This is a genomic window from Micromonospora sp. NPDC049230 (assembly GCF_040647875.1).
GTDB lineage: Bacteria > Actinomycetota > Actinomycetes > Mycobacteriales > Micromonosporaceae > Micromonospora.
The window spans coordinates 103,729-122,432 of sequence record NZ_JBEZCZ010000009.1 but is presented as its reverse complement, the minus strand read 5'-3'; the positions used below and the strand labels follow the sequence as shown (position 1 = coordinate 122,432).

The following is an 18,704-nucleotide window of genomic DNA, read 5'->3' as shown; positions in this document are numbered from 1 at the left end:
GGCCCACCCCTGGCGTCACCGAACGGTGAAGCCCTGCTCCTTGGCGTACTTCGCCACGTCGTCCTGGAGCTTGTCGGCGGCCTGCGAGCCGCTTGTGGAGCCCTTGATGATTTCGCTGATCTGCTTCGTCATCGCGTCGAGGTAGTACTGACCGAACGGTGCGTAGGCGACGCCCTTGTAGCCGTTGGCGGCGGGGACGTAGACCTCCTTGTTGGCCTGCTGACCGTCGAAGAACGCCACCTTCAGGTCGATGAACGCCGGGTCGTTGAGCGCCGTCAGGTTGAGCGGGAAGATGATCTGGTTGGTCCAGCCGTCGGTGAGTGACTCCTTGTCGGCGTAGAGGCCGTAGGCGACCTTCGCCGCCAGCTCCGGCTTCTTCGCCTGCTTGGTCACCGAGAAGGCCGACCCGCCCCAGTTGACCTGCACGGGGTTGTTCACCTCCCACTGCGGCAGCGGCGCCACGGCGAACTTGCCGGTGTCCTGGCCCTTGCCGACGCCCGCGCCGGTGAGATAGCCCGGCGCCCAGGCCGCCGAGATGTACGTCGCGTAGTTGCCGCCGATCACGCCGGAGATGTACTCCGGGGTGAACTGGTCCTGCGTCCCGACCAGGCCCTTCTTGGCGAGGCCGCCCCAGTAGTCGAGCACGTCCTTGGAGGCCTGGTCGTTGAGCTTCACGCCGATCGACTTCGGCTGCGCCGGATCGAAGGTGAACGGTGAGGCGCCCTTCTGGATCTGGAGCGCCATCAGCACCGCCGGGACGTTCGCGCCCAGGTCCCCGAACAGCGGGCCACCGGCGTCCTTCACCTTCTGCGCGGCCTGCTCGTACTCGGCCCAGGTCTTCGGTGGGGTGATCTGGTACTTGTCGAAGATGTCCTTGCGGTAGATCATGCCCATCGGGCCACCGTCGACCGGTACGCCGTAGACCGCGTCGCCGACCGACACGTCCTTCCAGGCACCCTCGCCGTAGTTGGCCTTGACCGCGTCGTAGCCGTACTTCTTGATGTCGACGAGCGCGCCCTGGATCTGGAAGGTCGGGATCCGGTCCGCCTCGACCATGATCACGTCGGGCGCGCCGGTGCCGGCCGAGATGGCCGTCTGGAACTTGTCGTACTCGTCGCTGCCCTGCCCGACGTTGGTCCAGCAGACCTGCACGTCGTCGTGCTGCTTGTTGAAGTTGTCGACGACGAGTTGGGTGTTGGGATACCAGCCCCACATCGTCACGACCGGCACGTTCTGCTTGCTGATGGTGTTCGTGCAGTTGCTCGCGTCGCTGCCCCCCTCGTCGGAGGAGCAGGCGACGAGGCCGGCCCCGGCCGCGAGCATGGTCACCGTGGCGAGTATTCGTTTCGTCTTCATCGACGTGATTCCCTCCGGGGTCGGCGGTGCGAGAGTCTCCTGCTCGGCGGGCGCCACCGGGCGCGGGAAGCCCGCTCCCGGTGGCCGCCGGACACGCTGCTCCTAGCGCTTGAACAGACGCGGCGCCAGGTCGATGAGGTTCTTCTGCCACACGTCCCAACCGTGCGGCCCGGGCGTCACCCCGTCGAACTCGTAGCGGATGCCGAGGGTGTTCAACGTGGTCAGGGACGCCATGAAGCTCGGGTACACGAAGTCGGTCTGGTCGCCGACGTACAGGCGCAGCATCGTGGTCCCGTTGTTGATCGCCTCGACGTCGACGCCCGTGCCGCTGCCGAACCCGGCCGACAGTGCCGCGACGTAGGCGAACTCACCCGGGTAGGCCCGCAGCACCCCCAGCGCCTGCCCGCCGCCCATCGACAGGCCGGCGATGGCCTGCTGGGACGACTCGCTGGAGACGTGGTAGCGGGCGCGGGCCGTCGGCACGATGTTGTCCAGCAACTCCGCGTTGAAGTTGGACGAGTTGCCGTTGCCCATCACGACGACCATGGGCGTGAGGTCGCCGTCGAGGAACTGGTGGTCGAGAATCTGCTTGGCGCGGCCCATCTCGACCCAGTCGGTGTGGTTCTGGCCGCCGCCGTGCTGGAGGTAGAGCACGGGATACGGCTGCGGCCGGGCCGGATCGTAGCCGGGTGGTGTCCACACCAGCGCGGTGCGCTCCTGACCCGCCACGGTGCTCAGATAGGTCATCTTCTCGACGGTGCCGCCCCGGCCGGCGGGCACGTCCGACAGCAGGCGGGCGCCCGGCCCGGGGAGGAGGAAGGTGCTCCACGTCGGTTCGGTGGTCACCGTCGTCGGGTTGGCGGTGTCCTTGACCGCGACCCGGTCCACGATCAGCCGGTAGTAGTAGAACCAGGGCTTCAGCGGGCCCACTGTCGCTCGCCACCGGTCACCCTCGCGGGTCAGCGGCACGCGCAGCCAACTGCCGCCCGGCGCGATGTTCGCCCATACCGTGACGTGCTGGGCGTCCGTGAAGTCGGTGGTGGTCTCGAAGGTGACGAACCCGTCCCTGGTGACGAAGGGCGTCGGGGTGGTGCCGGCCGGCGGCGGGGCGAACTCCCCCTTCAGCGGCCGGTGACCGGGGCTCGGACCGTGGTCCGACACGTGCCGGAACAGGCGCGGCACGAAGTCGACCAGATTTTCCTGCCAGGTCTGCCAGTTCGCGCCGCCGTCCGGGTTGACCCCGTCGAACTCGAACCTGACATCGGCCCGGTCCAACGCCCGCATGAGTCGGTAGGTGGTGTTGTAGGCGGGATCCGTCACGTTGCCCGTGTAGAGGCGCAGCAACTTCACCGCGCGGTTGACCGCCCTGGCGTCCCTCCGGTCGACGGTCGGAGCCGCGTGGCCCGAGAACCAGCCCACGTGGGCGAACTGGCCAGGACTGGCCACGGCGGCTCGCAGCGCCTGCGTCGCGCCGTCGGACACGCCCGCGATCGCCTGGTGCGCCGGGTCGCGCAGGATCCGGTACCTGTCGGCGACCGCCTTGCGAAGCGCCCTGCCATCCGCGCCGTCGGCGTCGTTGATCACGACCACCATCGGCCTGCTGGCGCCCTCGGCCGAGAGGTTGTCGAGGATCTGCCTGCTCCGGCCGAGGTCGAGCCAGTCGGTGGCGGGCACGTCATCGCCGGACTGGAGGTAGAGCACCGGGTAGCCCCCGGGGCCCTTGGCCGCGTACCCCGGTGGTGTCCAGACCAGGGCCGACCGCTGCCCGCTCCCGGTCCGGTAGGTCAGGGTCTCGACCCTGCCGCCGGTGCCCGGCGGCACGTCCGCCAGCCACCGGGCCGCGTCACCCGCGACGAGGAAGGTGCTCAGCAGGGGCTTGGACGCCACACCCGTGCTGTTCGTCGGATCCTTGAGGCTCAAGGTGTCGTCGGCGGTGAGCTGGTATTGGTAGAGCCCCGGCTTGAGCGGGCCGAGAATGCCCGACCAGACGTCGCCACGCCGGGTCAGACCAAACTCCGCCCACGCCGCGGAGGGACCGATGTTGCCTTCGACGACGACCTGCGACACGGTGCCCAGCTGCTCCTGGATGTAGGCCGCCGGAACGGTGAACGAGGCGTAGCGATCCGGGGAGACGTTCAGCCACGGCGTCTCTCCCGCGGCCGGCTGCGGCGCGAGCAGAACAGTCGCCGCCGCCACGACCCCGGCGGCGAACACCGCCGAGAGCCGGCGCACGCCCGATCGGCGTGAACGCCAGTGGTACGTTTCGGTTGTCACGCTCCACTCCTTTCCTGCGCCGGCAGCGGATGCGACCCGACTGACCGGCTCAACTCATCGGCGGATCTCGCCGTGGGTCTGCGGTGCACACCTCCTTCGCCGTCCTGCCACTGGCGCACCTGACGGGAATCACGCGCGGGCCTGGGTCACCCTCGTGCCGTGCCTCGTGGTGGCGCGCTCGACCCACGGATGACCAGGCCGGTCGGGAGCACGACCTGGCGCGGCCCCTCCCACTCGCCGGTCACCAGCGACTTCAACATGCGCGCGGCCTCGTACCCGAGGTGGTACATCGACTGGTCCACAGTGGTCAGACCCGGGTCGGTCAGCGCCGACTCCGGGATGTTGTCGAATCCGACGACGGACAGGTCCCCGGGGACCGAGAACCCCAACTGCGCGGCGACCTCCAGCACCTTGAGGGCCATGCCGTCGCTCGCCGCGAAGATCGCCGTTGGCGGGTCCGCCCGTTGCAACAGGGCGCGCGCCAGCGGGACCGCCGACTCGGGGTTGAAGTCCCCTTCGCCGATCAACGTCGGGTCGATAGGGAGGCCGGCGTCACGCAGCGCCGCCCGGTAGCCCTCCTCCCGCGACCAGGCCGCCGCGAGGCTGGACCGCCCCGCGATGAACCCGATGCGTCGGTGGCCCAGGCCCAGGAGGTGCTCGACGGCGGTGGTCGCGCCCGCGAGGTTGTCGGCAGTCACCGAGGGCGCCGTCGAGCCCCGCACCGGGTCGATGGCCACGATCGGCGTCCGGCTCTGCACCTCGCCCCAGGGTGTGACGACGATGCACCCGTCGGTGAGGGTGCCCGACAGGCGGGTCACGTGCCGCTTCTCCCAACCCTCCGAATACGATCCGTAGAGGTCGCTGTTGGCGTAGATGATCAGGTCGAAGCCGGAGCGGCTCAGCGCATTCATCGCGCCCTTGAGCACCTCCGCCGTGTACGACTGGAAGCTGTGCGTCACGAGGCCCAGGACGTTGGTGCGGCTGCGCCGGAGGCTCGTGGCCACCAGACTCGACTCGTAGCCAAGCTGCTCGATGGCCGAACGGACCTGAGCTATTGTGCGGGCGCTGACGCCGTAATGGCCGTTGACCACCCGCGAGACGGTCGCCGTGGAAACGCCGGCGACCCGTGCCACATCACTCATTGTCGCCGGGGCATTGACCTCGATCACGCCGCTCCATCTGGACTGCAATCGTTATCGGTTACGTTTCCAGGGTGTTGCCAACGTAACCGACAGGGGTTACGAGCACAAGACCTCCGGAGCCGGGCACAACTGTCCTACCAGGACAGTTGCGGGAACACGATGGACTGACGGGATCGTCACGAGAAGGTGGCCGACCGCCCCTCGCCGGGGCCGCCGGAAGATGCCGATTTCTCACGGTCGCCCGACCCGGAAGAATGGCAGGTGAGCGTCGTCGGAATCGATTACACACAACGACGAGCAAACGGCGAAACGGAGTGCGGTAAACCGATAACCGGTGCGACCCGCCGTGGTGGCGCATCCCCTCCGGCGCCCCGGTCGCCACCTCGGCAGTGGTCACCCGGCCGGGCGAACATTGACCGCAGACGTCGTGTTCCCTACCGCAAACGTAATCGGTAACGTTTACATAGATCGAGAAGGTAATCGACAGCCACCACGATGTCCAGACCTCGCACCGCCCCCACCACCCCTCGGTTCCGCTGCCACGGCAGAGACCCCGGCGTCGGGGCCGCTACGAAGGGAGCCCGTCCTGAACCCCCACCTCGACAACCCGCCGGAGCACCTGGCCGGCAACGGATGTCCACTCCCCCGCCGCCGCGCGCTGCCGGCCCTGGCCAGGCCGGACCGGCAGGCCGGGAACGCGCCGATGGTCAGTGGGGAGGCGCCGTGCACACCGCGCGTCTGAGCCTGGACCCACGTCGGCGCGTCGCGCCGGTGCCGCGTCGACTCTTCGGCTCGTTCGTGGAGCACCTGGGTCGCTGTGTCTACACCGGCATCTACGAGCCGGGCCACCCGACGGCCGACGCCGACGGCTTCCGGGGCGACGTCCTCGCGCTCGTGCGCGAGTTGGGCGTGACCACTGTCCGCTATCCGGGCGGCAACTTCGTCTCCTCCTACCGCTGGGAGGACGGCGTCGGGCCGGTCGCGCAACGGCCGGCCCGGCTCGACCTCGCCTGGCACAGCCTGGAAACCAACGCGTTCGGGCTGGACGAGTTCATGCGCTGGCTCGGCAGGGCGAACGCCGAACCGATCATGGCGGTCAACCTCGGCACCCGGGGCACCGCCGAGGCTGTCGACCTCCTCGAGTACGCCAACCACCGCGCTGGCAGTCACCTCGCCGACAAGCGGCGCGACAACGGTGCGGTCGACCCGTACGGGATTAGGCTGTGGTGCCTGGGCAACGAGATGGACGGCCCGTGGCAGGTGGGCCAGCGGAGCGCGACCGAGTACGGGCGCCTCGCGGCGCAGACCGCGAAGGCGATGCGCCGGTTCGATCCCGATCTGGAGCTGGTCGCCTGCGGCTCTTCCCACCTCGGCATGCCCACGTTCGGCAGTTGGGAACGCGACGTGCTCACCGAGGCGTACGACGACGTCGACCTGATCTCGCTGCACGCCTACTACCAGCCGGTCGACGACGACCTGCGCAGCTTCCTCGCCTCCGCCGAGGACATGGACAGGTACATCGACGCCGTCACGGCCATCGCCGACTCGGTCGGTGCGATCCGCCGGTCGACCAAGAAGATCATGATCGCGTTCGACGAGTGGAACGTCTGGTACCAGTCCGCCGCCCCCTCGACCCCGCCGAGCGGCGAGGACTGGCCGGTCGCGCCGCCGCTGTTGGAGGATCACTACAGCGTGGCCGATGCCGTCGTCGTCGGTGGCCTGCTCATCAGCCTGCTTCGGCACAGCGACCGGGTGGCGGCGGCGTGTCAGGCGCAGTTGGTGAACGTCATCGCACCGATCATGACCGAGCCCGGTGGCTCGGCCTGGCGGCAGACCATCTTCCACCCGTTCGCCCGCACCGCCCGGCACGCCCGAGGGGCGGTGCTCGACGTGCTCCGCGACGGCAGCACGACGACCACCGACCGCCACGGTGACGTGCTGGCCGTCGACGCGGTCTCCACCTGGGACGACAGCACCGGCGAGCTGACCGTGTTCCTCGTCAACCGCGACACCGACATCCCGGCCCAGGTGACAGTCGACGTCAGCGGCGTCCAACTGACCGCGGTCATCGAGTGCGTCACTGTCGGCGGCACCGACCTGGCCGCCAAGAACACGGCCGACGGCCCGGACCACGCCGAGCCGCGACCCAACGACACGGCGCGACAGGCCGACGCGGACGTCCGGCTGACGCTGCCGCCCGCGTCCTGGACGATGCTGCGGATGCGGGCCACGGCAGCCACCCCGTGACCGGCTGAGGCGGCGCCCCGGCCGCCACTGCTGTCACCAGGGGTGGCGGCCGGGGTTTCTCCCACCGCACCGGGGAGGTCGATGGGTGCGGCGGCTATCGCGCCGCCTGCTCCAACCTCCCGTCGACGCGGCGGGTAATGGCGGTGTAGCCGTCCTGTAGTTCCTCGGGAAGGACCCAGGCCGGGGCGTCCTGCCACGCCAGTGGACGAAGGAAGCGCCGGATCGAGGTGGCGCCGACGGAGGTGTGCACGGCGTTCGTCGAGGGCCAGGGCCCGCCGTGGTGCTGGGCCCACGACACCCGCACGCCGGTGGGATAGCCGTCGAAGACGATGCGGCCCGAGCGGCCGGCGAACCAGTCGACGAGCCGGCGTACGACACCGGCGTCGTCGTCGGGTCCACGATGGATGGAACCGGTCAGCGACGGGGGGACTGTCGCCAGCACGGCGTCGAGCGCCGCGACGTCGGCATAGCGCACCACGACCATGAGCGGGCCGAAGCACTCGTCGGCGATCTCGGCGGTGAGACCCGGCAGATCGACCTCCAGGAGCGCCGGAGCGACGCGGAAACCCTCGTCGGAGTCGATCTGCGCGCGCGCCGAGACCCGGGCACCGGCCTGTTCGAACGCTGTCGCCTGCTTCTCGTACGCGGCCTGGATGCGGTCGTTGAGCAGGATCGCACCGCCGGTGGCGGCGACCTTCTCCCGCAGCGTGTCGACCAGGCGGGCACCGCTCGGATCGGACGGGACGAACGCCAAGCCGGGCTTCGTGCACAGCTGGCCGCCGGAGTTGGTGAAGGACGCGAACAGCCCCTCGGCGATCTGTTCTGCCCGGTCGGCGGCCGCGCCGGGCAGGACGACGATCGGGTTCACGCTGCTCAGCTCGGCGTAGAGGGGAATGGGATCGGGCCGTTCGTCGATGGCCGCCTGGATGGCACGGGCGGCGCCGACGGAGCCGGTCAGGGCAACCGCGCGGATCGCCCGGTGGCGCACCAGCGCGCGGCCGGCCTGCTCGCCGTACACGGTCGCGAGCACACCGTCGGGCCCGCCCAGGTCGCGGACGGCCGCCGCGATGGCCTCGGCCGAGGCGTGCGAGGTCAACGGGTGTGACGGGTGGGCCTTCAGGACGGCGGGGCAGCCCGCGGCGAGCGCGGCGGCGGTGTCACCGCCCGCCACGGAGAAGGCGAACGGGAAGTTGCTGGCTCCGAAGACGGCCACCGGCCCGAGGGGTACGAGCATCCGCCGCAGGTCCGGGCCGCGTCCCAGCGGTGTGTCGGCGGCGTGGTCGATGGCGGCCTCGACGTAGCCCCCGTCGCGCAGCACGTCGCCGAACATCCGGAACTGGACCGCCGCCCGGGTGAGTTCCTGGTCGAGTCGCGAGTGGCTCAGCCCGGTCTCCGCCTCCGCCGCCGCGACCAGGTCCCCGCGACGGGCCTCCAGGGACGTGGCGATCGCGTCCAACAGGTCCGCCCGGCCGAGTCTGCCCAGGCCGGACAGCCACCGCGCGGCGTGCGACGCCTGGCCGGCGATCACCTCCAGTCGAGGCTCGTCCGTCTCGGTGAGTGCCGTCGTACGACGTCGACCGTCGCGGGGGTCGACAGTGCTGACCACGTTCACAGCAGTCCTCTCCTTACCAGATTGCCCATCAGATCCCGGACGCCGAACTGCCAGGGCGCACACTCCTGGGCGTGCCGTACCCGGTTGACCAGGGTGCCCAGCGCCGGGCAGCCAATGCGTACCACGTCGTGGACCTTGTGGGTGAAGCCCTCGCCGGGGCGGTCCCGGTCCTGGGTGGGCGCGAACATCGTGCCGAGCATCAGGGCCGCGCCGTCGGGATAGCTGTGGTGCGGGCCGATCAGCTGTCGCACCAGATCCGCCGGGTCGCGCGACATCTGGGTCATCCGCGAGACCGCCTCCAGGTGGAAACCGTCCACTCCGCGGACGTCCAGGCTCACCTCGAGCTCGCGTACCCGCGCCAGGTCGAACCGCTCGTCGAACAGTCGGATCAGGGGACCCAGGGCACACGAGGCGTTGTTGTCCTTCGCCAGGGGAAGCAGGAGCGCCGAACGGCCCTCGACATCGCGCAGGTTCACGTCGTTGCCGAGGGTGGCGCCGACGACCCGGCCGCTGGACTGGATGATCAGCGTGACCTCGGGCTCCGGGTTGTTCCAGGTCGACGTGGCGAGCACCCCCACCGGGACGGCCGTGCCGACGGCGGAGAGGATCTGGCCCTTGGTGAAGATCTCGGCATCCGGCCCGATCCCCACCTCCAGATACTGGCTCCAGACGCCCTCGGTGACCAGCAGGCTCTTGAGCCGCTCGGCCTCCGCCGAGCCCGGCACCAGGCTGTGCAGGTCGGCACCGATGTCGGCGAGCATCCGGTGCCGGATGTCCGCGGCGAGCGCCAGGTCACCGCGGGCCCGCTCCTCGATGACGCGTTCGATGAGCGAGACGGCGAAGGTCACGCCGGCGGCCTTGAGCGCCTGTAGGTCGACCGGGGCGAGCAACCAGGGCCGGCTGTGGTCACGGGTCGCGGCACCCGTGTTGGCCAGGATCTCCCCGATGTCGCCCAGCGGCGGCCCGTCGAGGCCGGCCACCGTCGCGGCGGGGTCGGGCAGCTCGCAGATGTCCCGGATGGTGGGGAATCGCCGGCTCAGGTCGATGACCTGACCGTCTCGGACGGTCACGGGCGAGGGGCCGCCGCCGGCCGGATCCCAGATCCGGCCAATGAGGACACTGTCGTCGACGTCGTCCGGCAGCGCCTCGGCGGCGGTCCCGAACCAGTCCGCGTCGTCGGGCTGTCGCCGAGGCTGGGGCACCGTCATGAGCCGCTCTCCGAGGTGCGGAAGACCGGCCCGCTACGCCAGCACCAGGCGCGCTGGTTACCCATCGTTACTCCAGTGTCAAGACTCAGCGTCTTCGATATGAAATTGCAACGATCGTAGCGCCATGCGCAACGGTGTCAAGCCGTGATTGCACATCGCGTCGTCTACATTGCACATACTGCAACGCAACGATGGCGCGCTTGTCGCTTCGAGGGGAGGCACAATCATGGCGCAATCGATCCGCCGCGCGATCGATCTCATCCGCCGATCGGCGGAGCACCCACTGTCGCTCACCGAGGCGGCGGAGGTGCTCGGCGTCCACAAGTCCACGGCCCTGCGGATCCTCCAGACACTGGAATCCGCGCGCTTCGTACGCCGGACCGGCGCGGGCACCTACGTGCTCGGCAGCGGTCTGATCGAGTTGTCCGAGCTCGCGCTCGGCTCGATGGACCTGCGCCAGTTCGCCGCCGCGCACCTGCGCGCGCTACAGCGCGAGACCAGCCACACCGTGCACCTGGCGCAACTGACCGGCGACGAGATCATCTACATCGACAAGGTCGACAGCCCGGCGTTCGACGCCGTCAAGCTGCCGTCCCGGGTGGGGCGGGCCGTCTCGATCTACGCGAGCGCCGTCGGCAAGACGATCCTGGCGTACCTGCCGTCGGAGGAACGCGACCGCCTGCTCTCGCACGTCGTCTTCGAGAGATTCACCGACACCACCTTCGCCGACGCCGAGTCCCTCGAAGCCGAACTCGTCCGCATCCGCGAAAACGGCTGGGCCACCGACAACGGCGAACACGACGCCTACGTGATGTGCGTCGCCGCGCCGGTCAGGGACTCCCGAGGCCAGGTCATCGCCGCCGCCTCGATCACCGCGATCGAGGTCATCGCCAGCCTCGACCAACTGAAGAGCAACCTGCCACGCCTCCTGGAGACCGCCAACCAGATCTCCAACGAACTCGGCTACACACCCCCGTCGACCGAGTAGCTTCGGCTCCCCACCCCCTGGCGTCATCGCCACCGACGATGCGGACGGTCGCCGGCAGTCGCGCGTGACACCCGCACGGGGGTACGGGAGCCGGACACACCGCCTCCCGCGCTCAGGTGCGGGAGGCGGTCGCGCCGCCGTGAAGGGTCACGCGTGTCCGCGCTCCCGGCGACCCGCTCCGCCGAGGTCTGGTGACCGCTTGAGCAGGACGACACCGCCCACGATGAAGATGATGCTGAGGACCAGCCCGGTGACGTTGCCCTGGGCCAGGGTCGCGAAGATGCCCAGCAGGCCCAGGATGACCGCCACCCCGCCGACAAGTCGCATGAAGTAGCCGCCGACAGACTTGACCCGTTCATTCGCCATGGTGATTCTGTGCCCGACGGGCCGGTGCCACAAACGCGTGCTGGCGGCGGAGCGTTCAGACGCCGCCGAGCCGCTGGTGCTCGTCGGTCTCCATGTCGATGAAGGCCTGGATCATGGCGCGGTAGATGCGCTCGATCAGGTCCGGGTCCGCGTCGGCCTGGTCCGCCAGCGTGCGGACCCGGGCCACCACCTGCGCTACCCGGTCCGGCGCACGGACCGCCTGCTTGTCGCTCTTGAGCGGGGCGGCTCGCCGGACCAGGGCCTCCCGCCGGGCGAGCAGCCCGACGAGCGCCGCGTCCAACTCGTCGATCTGGGCGCGGATGTCGGCCAGCGCCGACGCGGTGTCTGTCATGCCGGAATCGTGGCACAGCGGGACCTGACGCGCGGACCGCCGCCAACCCACGGTGAACGCCGAGCGCGGCGGTGTCCCCGACCGCCGAGATGGTCGGGGACACCGTCGTGGTGCTGCGTCGCTCGACATCAGGGGCAGTCGAACCAACGGGTCTCCTCGCCGTCGCCGTAGTAGGCGTTCATCGGGCAGTTGTACCAGGTACCTGTGGCGTGCGCGTAGATCTGCGCGTACTCCGGGTACCACTCGGAACCGTTACTTCCCTTGTAGACGCCGATAAAGTCGGGGCGGCCGATGTCGAACCACGAGAATGGCCCGAAATAGTCGTTGCTGTTGCGCTCGAAGTTGTCGGCCGAGTTGTCGAGGTTGACGTAGCCGGGCGACTCGGCGACCGTTCCGTAGACCTTCATCTTCACCGTGGCGTCGGTGCCGGCCCCGTTGATGTTCGCGGTGTGAACGAAGATCGTGTACTTCTGAACAGCGTTGATGCCGATGTCACCGGCCTTGGCGGCGCTGGCGGCGGTGCCGCCGAGCAACGCCGTCACCATCATGACGAGCGCGCCGCCGACTGCGACAGGAATTCGGAATCTCATCGCTGACTTCCCCCTCTGGAGACCTGTTCGTGATTGCCGTGATGGCAGTGGAACGACTGTGGCAGCGCCTACTGGCGCGCCGCTGACGTGGCGCTGAAATTGCGGCACCGTCCGGTGCCCGACTGAGCCGTCCAGGCCGCCTGTTCCGTCGATAACCTGAGTCGAATCGTGTGGTCGAGGCGGGGGCGGCGCAGTGCGAGTCAGGCTTCTCGGACCAGTCGACGTGACAACGGAGACGACGGCCCAGCCGATTTCCGGCCTCCGCCGCAAAGGCGTGCTCGCGGTGCTCGCCCTGCACCCGGGTGTCATCGTCAGCAGCGATCGCCTGATCGACGTGATCTGGGGCGACCGGGCTCCCGCCACCGCGCCGAACAGCCTCCAGAGCCACGTGTCCTACCTGCGTCGCGCCCTCGGTGGCCGTGCCGCGATCGTGGGTCGTCCACCGGGCTACGTGCTGGACCTGCCGGGCGAGGCCACCGACGTCGAGGTGGCCGAGCGGCTCATCCGTGCGGGCACCCGGTCGATCGACCACGGTCAGGCCCGCACGCTGCTGGCCGGTGCCCTCGCCCTGTGGCGGGGTCGTTCACTTGTCGACGTCGCCAGCATCGACTGGCTACACGCGCAGGCCGAACGCCTGGAGCACCTTCGGCTGGTCGCCGTGCGAGCACTCGTCGACAACCGCCTGGCACTCGGCGAGCACGCTGCACTCGTACCGGAACTGGAGCTGTTGGCCCAGCAACATCCCCTCGACGAGCACATCCACGAACAACTCATGGTGGCGCTCTACCGCGCCGGTCGACAGTCCGACGCGCTCGCGACGTACCGCCGGTTGCGCCGCACCCTGCGCGACGACCTGGGCATCGAGCCGAGCCGGGCGTTGCGCGACCGGGAGGGTGCCATCCTGGCGCAGGACCCGGCGCTCGCCTGGTCGGCGCCGGCCGGCGAGGTGGTCGTGGCCCGCGCGTCCGCGCCGGCTCAACTACCCCCGGCGGTACGCGCCTTCGCCGGTCGTCACGTCGAGTTGCGCTGGCTTGACGAACGGCTCGGCCGGCCGGGTGCCCCCGACCCGCAGACGATGGTCATCGCGGCTCTCTCCGGGACACCGGGAGTCGGCAAGACCACGCTCGCGGTGCACTGGGCCCACCAGGTCGCCGACCGCTTCCCGGACGGCCAGCTCTACGTCAACCTGCGTGGCTTCGACGCCGGTGGGGCGGTGCTGGATCCCGCCGACGCGATCCGCGGCTTCCTGGACGCGCTCGGTGTGCCGGTGGAGCGGGTCCCGGCCGGCCTGCCCGCCCAGGCCGCCCTGTACCGCAGCGTGCTGACCGGCCGGCGGACCCTCGTCCTGCTCGACAACGCACGCGACGCCGAGCAGGTCCGCCCGCTGCTGCCCGGCTCGGCCGGGTGCCTCGCCGTGGTGACCAGCCGCAACCAGCTCACCTCGCTGGTCGCCGGCGAGGGTGCCCACCCGCTCGCGCTCGACCTGCTGCCCGCGGGCGAGGCCCGGGACCTACTGGCCCGCCGGCTGGGCAGCGATCGGGTGGCCAACGAGCCGACCGCCGTCAATCAGATCATCGCGAGCTGCGCCCGGCTGCCCCTCGCGCTGGCCGTCGCCACCTCGCGGGCCGCCACCCGCCCCGGCTTCCCGCTGGCGGCCCTGGCCGGGGAGTTACGCGAGGCCGCCGACGCGTTGGACGCCTTCGACGGCGGCGACCCGACCACCGACGTACGCGCGGTCTTCTCGTGGTCCTACCGGGCACTGAGCCCGGCGGCCGGTCGGATGTTCCGGCTGCTGGGGTTGCATCCCGGCCCGGACATCGCCGTGCCCGCGGCGGCCAGCCTGGCCGGCACCCCCCTGCGCGAGGCCCGGTCGTTGCTGACCGAGCTGACCCGCACCCACCTGCTCATCGAGCACACGCCTGGCCGATACGCGTTCCACGACCTGTTACGCGTCTACGCGAGCGAGCTGACCCACGACCTCGACAGCGACGACGAGCGCCAACGTGCCGTGCGCCGGGCGCTCGACTCCTATCTGCACGTCGCGTACGCCGGTGCCCGGCTGCTGCAACCCTTCCGCGACCCGATCGACCTGGGCATCGCCCACCCCGGTGTCACGGCGGTGGCGCCGGCCGATGCCGAGCAGGCGATGGCCTGGTTCGTCGCGGAGCATCCGGTGCTGCTCAACGTCATCAGCCGCGCGGCCGACGACGGGCTGTACGCGCACGCGTGGCGGTTGGCCTGGACGATGGCCGACTTCTTCGACCGCAAGGGGCACTGGCAGGACTGGGTAGCGACCCACGAGACGGCGTTGACCGCCGCCGACCTGCTCGCCGACAGTTGGGCAGCCGCGAGCGTACGCCGTGGTCTCGGCCGTGCCCGCGCCCAACTCGGCCAGTTCACCGAGGCGCACGCCCAACTCCGACAGGCGGCCCGCCTGTACGCCCGGCTGGGTGACGTGACCGGCCAGGCGCACGTGGCCCGCAGCATCGCCTGGGTCTGCGCCCGGCAGGGGCGTCACCGGGAGGGGCTGTCGCACGCCCAACACGCACTGAGGCTGTGCGAAGCCATCGGCGACCGGGCCCTGCGGGCCCGCGCTCTCAACTCGGTCGGCTGGCAGTACGCCCAGCTCCGCGACCACCGCGCGGCCCTGCGCCACTGCCGGCGGGCACTGCACCTCCTCCGTGCGGTGGGCGACCGGTTCGGCGAGGCCAACACCTGGGACAGCATCGGCTACGCCCACCACCACCTCGGCGACTACCCGCAGGCCACCGCCTGTTACCAACGGGCGGTGGAGCTGTTTCGGGACCTTGGTGACCGCTACTACGAGGCCGACACGCTCACCCACGCCGGGGAGAGTTACCAGGCGGCGGGCGACCCGGAGGCCGCTCGGCTCGCCTGGCTGCGGGCGTTGGACATCCTCGCCGCGCTCGGCCATCCCGACGCCGACCGGCTCCGCGCCACGCTCCGCCACCACCCGTCGGTACGCCCCACCGCCCCGTCGACCTGCGCCTGACCCAGCTCAGCCGGCGGAGTCGTCACCGTCGGCGAACGCCGCCTGTGGTTCGAGACCCTGGCCCCGCGCGTACTCCTGGGCGTAGCCGGCCGGGCCGAGCGCCTCGACCGCGGCCGCCCGCACGGCCGCCAGGTCGGCCGCGTCGTCGGGATCGGGCACCTGGCCCAGCGCCGCGAACGCGGCGTCGGTGACACCGACCATCCGGGCGGCCCGCGCGTGGTCGCCGTGGGCGGACGCGAGCGCGGCGCCCGCCAGGCAGACGTACGGGACGAAGTCGGCCCAGCCGTTGCGGAAGACCCTCTCGCGACTCGTGGCGAACAACGCCCCCGCCGCGTCGAGATTGCCGAGACCCAGCTCGCAGAACGCGAGGTTGTGGGTCTCCGAGTTGACGACCTCGGGCCGGCCCAGGGCCTCGTTGAGCGCGATGCTGTCCCGGTAGAGCTCCCGGGCGCGGGCCAGGTCACCGGACATCCGTGCCACGGCGGCAAGCACGTGGCGGGGCCGCTCCTCCAGACTCCGGTCGCCGGCTCCCACCGCGACCGCGAGCGCCTCCCGGGCGCGTGCCTCCCCACCGGTGAGGTCACCGCCGCGGATGGCGACCCGGGCGAGGCTGTAGCGGGCCTCCACCTCTCCCGCCGGATCGCCGGCGGCCCGCGCCCTGTCGATCTCGACCTCGCTCATCCGGACCACCGCGGCGGTCTCGCCCCGTCGAAAGGCCGCGCGGACGTCGTCGCTGAAACCCATGTCTGTTCTTTCCCTCTCCGCAGCGGTCATCCTGCGTGAACGCGTGCTCGTCAGCCCGCTGTGAAGAGGGTCCAGGTCTCCACGAGACCGAACCCCATCGACTCGTAGAGCGCCCGGCCCATCGCGCTGGACTGGAGGTAGGCGGCGTCCGCGCCGGCCGCGATGCCATCGCGCACCACGGCCTCCGTGATCTCTCGGCCCAGCCCGCGGCCTCGTGCGGATGGCACGACGGCGATGTTGAACACGCCGACCACGCCGGAGGTCGACATCCCGAGCCCGGTGCCGACGGGCCGACCGGACTCCTCGGCCAGGTAACCGGTGATGGAGTCGGCGTCGAGCACACCGCCGCCCATCAGCGAACCGAAGATGCCCTCGGGAGCTTCGAAGCCCCTGGTGAGCGCGTCGGTGTAGAGGTCGGCCTCCGTCGCGCGGACCTGGCGTACCGACTCTCGCCGCCCTGCGTCGGCCCGGAACACGACGTCCTCCGCGCCGCAGGCCAGCATCGGCACAGCACTGCTGTGCAGCAGCCCGTGTCGAGCCGCGAGAGCGCGGACCTCGTCGTCCGCCTCGCCGCGAACCATGATCGACCAGCGCGTGGTCTGTCTGCCGACCTCGACCGCCATCTCGTCGAGCGCCACGAGGTCCGGTTCGAGCGTCGTGTCGTAGGCCGCGTTCAGCGTCGCCACCCCGGAGTGGGTCAGCGACGCGCGGGCGGTGCCCCGCTCGGCGTACCAGCCCTTCGGGGTGACCGCACAGAGGTTCTTGATGGCGTCGAAGTACGACGCCGCCATCCGCTCGGCGATGGTGTTGATCGGAACCCCCTCATGTTGCCCGCGGTCACCAACCCCAGCTCCGCGGCCCCCCGGACCAGCCCGGGAAGCGTTCGAGTATGCCTGGGCCGGTCTCCGTCGATGGAAACCGGCCCCAGCGAGGGCGGTCAGGCGGCGAGCTTGTTGGCGATCTTGACGACCCGCTGAGCCATGTGGTCGAGGGCGTTGAGCTGAGCGTCACCGAGCGGCGCGTCGTTGCCGCCGCCGGTGACGTGCGAGACGCCGTACGGGTTGCCGTCGGCGAACTTCAGCGGGTCGGTGTAGCCGGGCGCGACGACCACGCCGCCGAAGTGGTGGATCGTGTTGTAGAGCGCCAGCAGCGTCGACTCCTGGCCACCGTGGGCGGTCATTGTCGCGGTGAAGCCGGCGTACACCTTGTCGGCCAGCAGGCCCTGCGCCCACTGCGGGCCCAGGGTGTCGAGGAACTGCTTGAGCTGGCTGGCGATGTTGCCGAACCGGGTGGGCGAGCCGAACAGCACCGCGTCGGCCCAGATGAGGTCGTCGGCGGTCGCCTTCGCCTCGTTCTTCGTGGCGTCGAAGTGCTGGCTCCAGGCGGCGTTGGAGGCGATGGCCTCCGCCGGGGCAAGCTCCGGAACCTGACGCAGGCGCACCTCGGCGCCGGCCTTCTCGCCAGCCTCGGCGAGCCGCTGGGCCATGGCGTGGATGGTGCCGGTGGCGGAGTAGTAGATGACGGCGAGCTTGGCCATCGAAGGGGTCCCTTCTCGAAGTATTTGCTGGCGATAAATTTGCGCCAGCAACAATCTGACTCTAGCAACGGCGGCGCGGCTTCCGCCACCGAGGCCCGGCCGGGCGGGAAATGCCGACAAACTGCCCATTACGCACCACGATCGGCTCGGCTTTCGGAAAACCGGGCCATCCGACCGGCCCGGACGCCCCGACATTCAGGAAACCGAGTCGATCACCCCAACCGGCGGCGGCGACCACGGAGCGGAGAACCGGCGGCCGATCGGGCGAGTCCGCTGCCGGTACGATCGGCCGCGTGGATCTGGACGTCACCGCCGACCGACTCGGGGTGCCCGTCGAGGACGTCGACCGCGTACACCGCCTCGCCGCCGGCCGGCCGTCGGCTCCGCTGCCCGCCAAGGCGGACGTGCCCGCGATCCTCGACCGGCTCGCCGTGCGACCGGACGACGCCGCCGAGATCATGGCGGGCTGGCCCGACCCCGGCTCGCCACTGTGGACTCCGGAGCTGCGGTGGCTGCTCGACCGCTCCATCGCTCTCGTTCTCGCCGACCTCGGCGGCCACGGCTGGCTGCCGCCCGGCCCCGCGCTGCCGCGTGACCGGGGCCCCGCCTGGCGGCACCTCTACGTGTACGCGTACCTGGCCCTGGTCGACGTCGTCCGGGGATACCACCGCGAGCACGGCATCGCCGACGACGTGTCCTGGGTGACCCTGGCGGACCTGGGCCGCAACCTCGCGATCGACAGGCGGATGCGCCGCGAGGGTTGGCCGGTCATGCAGAGCTGGCTGACGCTGCACGCACGCGGCGGCCTCTACGAGCTGGGCCGACTTCAGCACCAGCGCGGCGGCACCGCCATCGATCTGCACATCCCCGAGGCGGGGCCGCTGACCCCGGCGGCCGTCGAGGCGTCCCTCGACCACGCCCGCGCGTTCTTTCCCCGCCACTTCCCCGACGAGCACTACACCGCGTTCGCCTGCGGCTCCTGGCTGCTGGACCCGCAGTTGCGGGAGTACCTGCCCGAGGGCTCCAACATCATCCGGTTCCAGCAACGGTTCGAGCTGGACCCGTACGAGGAGCCGGAAGGCATCGACGCCGACGTCGAGGTGCTGCGGTTCGCGTTCCGCACCCTGACCACACCACTCGACCAACTGCCGCGCGGCACCGTGCTCCAGCGTGCGGTCGTCGACCACCTGCGGGCCGGCCGCCACTGGCGCTGGCACCGGGGCCGATTCCCGATCTAGCCTCATCCGACTGCCGGCCGGCACCGGGTGCCCCGCG

At 70.5% G+C, this 18,704-nt stretch carries 15 protein-coding genes; 4 read left to right on the top strand and 11 right to left on the bottom strand.

Annotated features, from left to right (window positions below):
- Positions 1-15: 15 nt before the first annotated feature.
- From AB0A95_RS11225 to AB0A95_RS11215, 3 genes are all read right to left on the bottom strand, one after another.
- Positions 16-1,356 (bottom strand): extracellular solute-binding protein, encoded by a 1,341-nt coding sequence (locus tag AB0A95_RS11225; RefSeq protein ID WP_357555549.1) that lies wholly within the window; start codon positions 1,354-1,356, stop codon positions 16-18.
- 102 nt (positions 1,357-1,458) lie between these two features.
- Complete coding sequence (locus AB0A95_RS11220) at positions 1,459-3,630, bottom strand: alpha/beta hydrolase-fold protein (protein ID WP_357555548.1); 2,172 nt, start codon at positions 3,628-3,630, stop codon at positions 1,459-1,461.
- 146 nt (positions 3,631-3,776) lie between these two features.
- Positions 3,777-4,799, bottom strand: a complete 1,023-nt coding sequence (locus AB0A95_RS11215) for a LacI family DNA-binding transcriptional regulator (RefSeq protein ID WP_357555547.1) — start codon at positions 4,797-4,799, stop codon at positions 3,777-3,779.
- A 696-nt stretch (positions 4,800-5,495) separates the two neighbouring features.
- Between AB0A95_RS11215 and AB0A95_RS11210 the strand changes: the two genes are divergently transcribed.
- The gene (locus AB0A95_RS11210) at positions 5,496-7,019 is read left to right on the top strand and encodes an alpha-N-arabinofuranosidase (protein WP_357555546.1); all 1,524 of its coding nucleotides are present in this window, start codon (positions 5,496-5,498) and stop codon (positions 7,017-7,019) included.
- 94 nt (positions 7,020-7,113) lie between these two features.
- On the opposite strand, the gene AB0A95_RS11205 is transcribed toward AB0A95_RS11210, so the two are convergent.
- Positions 7,114-8,631: an aldehyde dehydrogenase family protein gene (locus AB0A95_RS11205; RefSeq protein ID WP_357555545.1), complete on the bottom strand. Its 1,518-nt coding sequence runs from the start codon at positions 8,629-8,631 to the stop codon at positions 7,114-7,116.
- Positions 8,628-9,839 carry a fumarylacetoacetate hydrolase family protein gene (locus AB0A95_RS11200; RefSeq protein ID WP_357555544.1) on the bottom strand — a complete coding sequence of 404 codons (1,212 nt, stop codon included), beginning with the start codon at positions 9,837-9,839 and terminating at the stop codon, positions 8,628-8,630. Before AB0A95_RS11200 ends, AB0A95_RS11205 begins: the two co-directional genes overlap by 4 nt.
- Positions 9,840-10,065: 226 nt before the next feature.
- On the opposite strand from AB0A95_RS11200, the gene AB0A95_RS11195 reads away from it, so the two are divergent.
- Entirely contained in the window at positions 10,066-10,827 is a 762-nt protein-coding gene (locus AB0A95_RS11195; RefSeq protein WP_357555543.1) for an IclR family transcriptional regulator, read from the top strand.
- A 147-nt stretch (positions 10,828-10,974) separates the two neighbouring features.
- Here the strand turns inward: AB0A95_RS11195 and AB0A95_RS11190 are convergent, their stop codons facing one another.
- The 3 genes from AB0A95_RS11190 to AB0A95_RS11180 all read right to left on the bottom strand — a co-directional run bounded on the left by AB0A95_RS11190 (position 10,975) and on the right by AB0A95_RS11180 (position 12,135).
- Complete coding sequence (locus tag AB0A95_RS11190) at positions 10,975-11,193, bottom strand: hypothetical protein (RefSeq protein ID WP_357555542.1); 219 nt, start codon at positions 11,191-11,193, stop codon at positions 10,975-10,977.
- A 55-nt stretch (positions 11,194-11,248) separates the two neighbouring features.
- Positions 11,249-11,545 carry a chorismate mutase gene (locus AB0A95_RS11185; RefSeq protein ID WP_357555541.1) on the bottom strand — a complete coding sequence of 99 codons (297 nt, stop codon included), beginning with the start codon at positions 11,543-11,545 and terminating at the stop codon, positions 11,249-11,251.
- Positions 11,546-11,673: 128 nt separating this feature from the next.
- Positions 11,674-12,135, bottom strand: a complete 462-nt coding sequence (locus AB0A95_RS11180) for a PLAT/LH2 domain-containing protein (protein ID WP_357555540.1) — start codon at positions 12,133-12,135, stop codon at positions 11,674-11,676.
- Positions 12,136-12,358: 223 nt separating this feature from the next.
- Between AB0A95_RS11180 and AB0A95_RS11175 the strand changes: the two genes are divergently transcribed.
- Positions 12,359-15,148: a BTAD domain-containing putative transcriptional regulator gene (locus AB0A95_RS11175; protein WP_357555539.1), complete on the top strand. Its 2,790-nt coding sequence runs from the start codon at positions 12,359-12,361 to the stop codon at positions 15,146-15,148.
- Between the two features lie 6 nt (positions 15,149-15,154).
- Here AB0A95_RS11175 and AB0A95_RS11170 read toward each other — a convergent pair whose 3' ends face one another.
- The 3 genes from AB0A95_RS11170 to wrbA form a co-directional block, all read right to left on the bottom strand.
- Entirely contained in the window at positions 15,155-15,892 is a 738-nt protein-coding gene (locus AB0A95_RS11170) for a tetratricopeptide repeat protein (RefSeq protein WP_357555538.1), read from the bottom strand.
- A gap of 50 nt (positions 15,893-15,942) precedes the next feature.
- The gene (locus AB0A95_RS11165) at positions 15,943-16,683 is read right to left on the bottom strand and encodes a GNAT family N-acetyltransferase (RefSeq protein ID WP_357555537.1); all 741 of its coding nucleotides are present in this window, start codon (positions 16,681-16,683) and stop codon (positions 15,943-15,945) included.
- Between the two features lie 146 nt (positions 16,684-16,829).
- Positions 16,830-17,429, bottom strand: a complete 600-nt coding sequence (gene wrbA / locus AB0A95_RS11160) for an NAD(P)H:quinone oxidoreductase (protein WP_357555536.1) — start codon at positions 17,427-17,429, stop codon at positions 16,830-16,832.
- A 293-nt stretch (positions 17,430-17,722) separates the two neighbouring features.
- Here wrbA and AB0A95_RS11155 point away from each other — a divergent pair, with 293 nt between their 5' ends.
- The gene (locus AB0A95_RS11155; protein ID WP_357555535.1) at positions 17,723-18,667 is read left to right on the top strand and encodes an acyltransferase domain-containing protein; all 945 of its coding nucleotides are present in this window, start codon (positions 17,723-17,725) and stop codon (positions 18,665-18,667) included.
- Positions 18,668-18,704 lie beyond the last annotated feature (37 nt).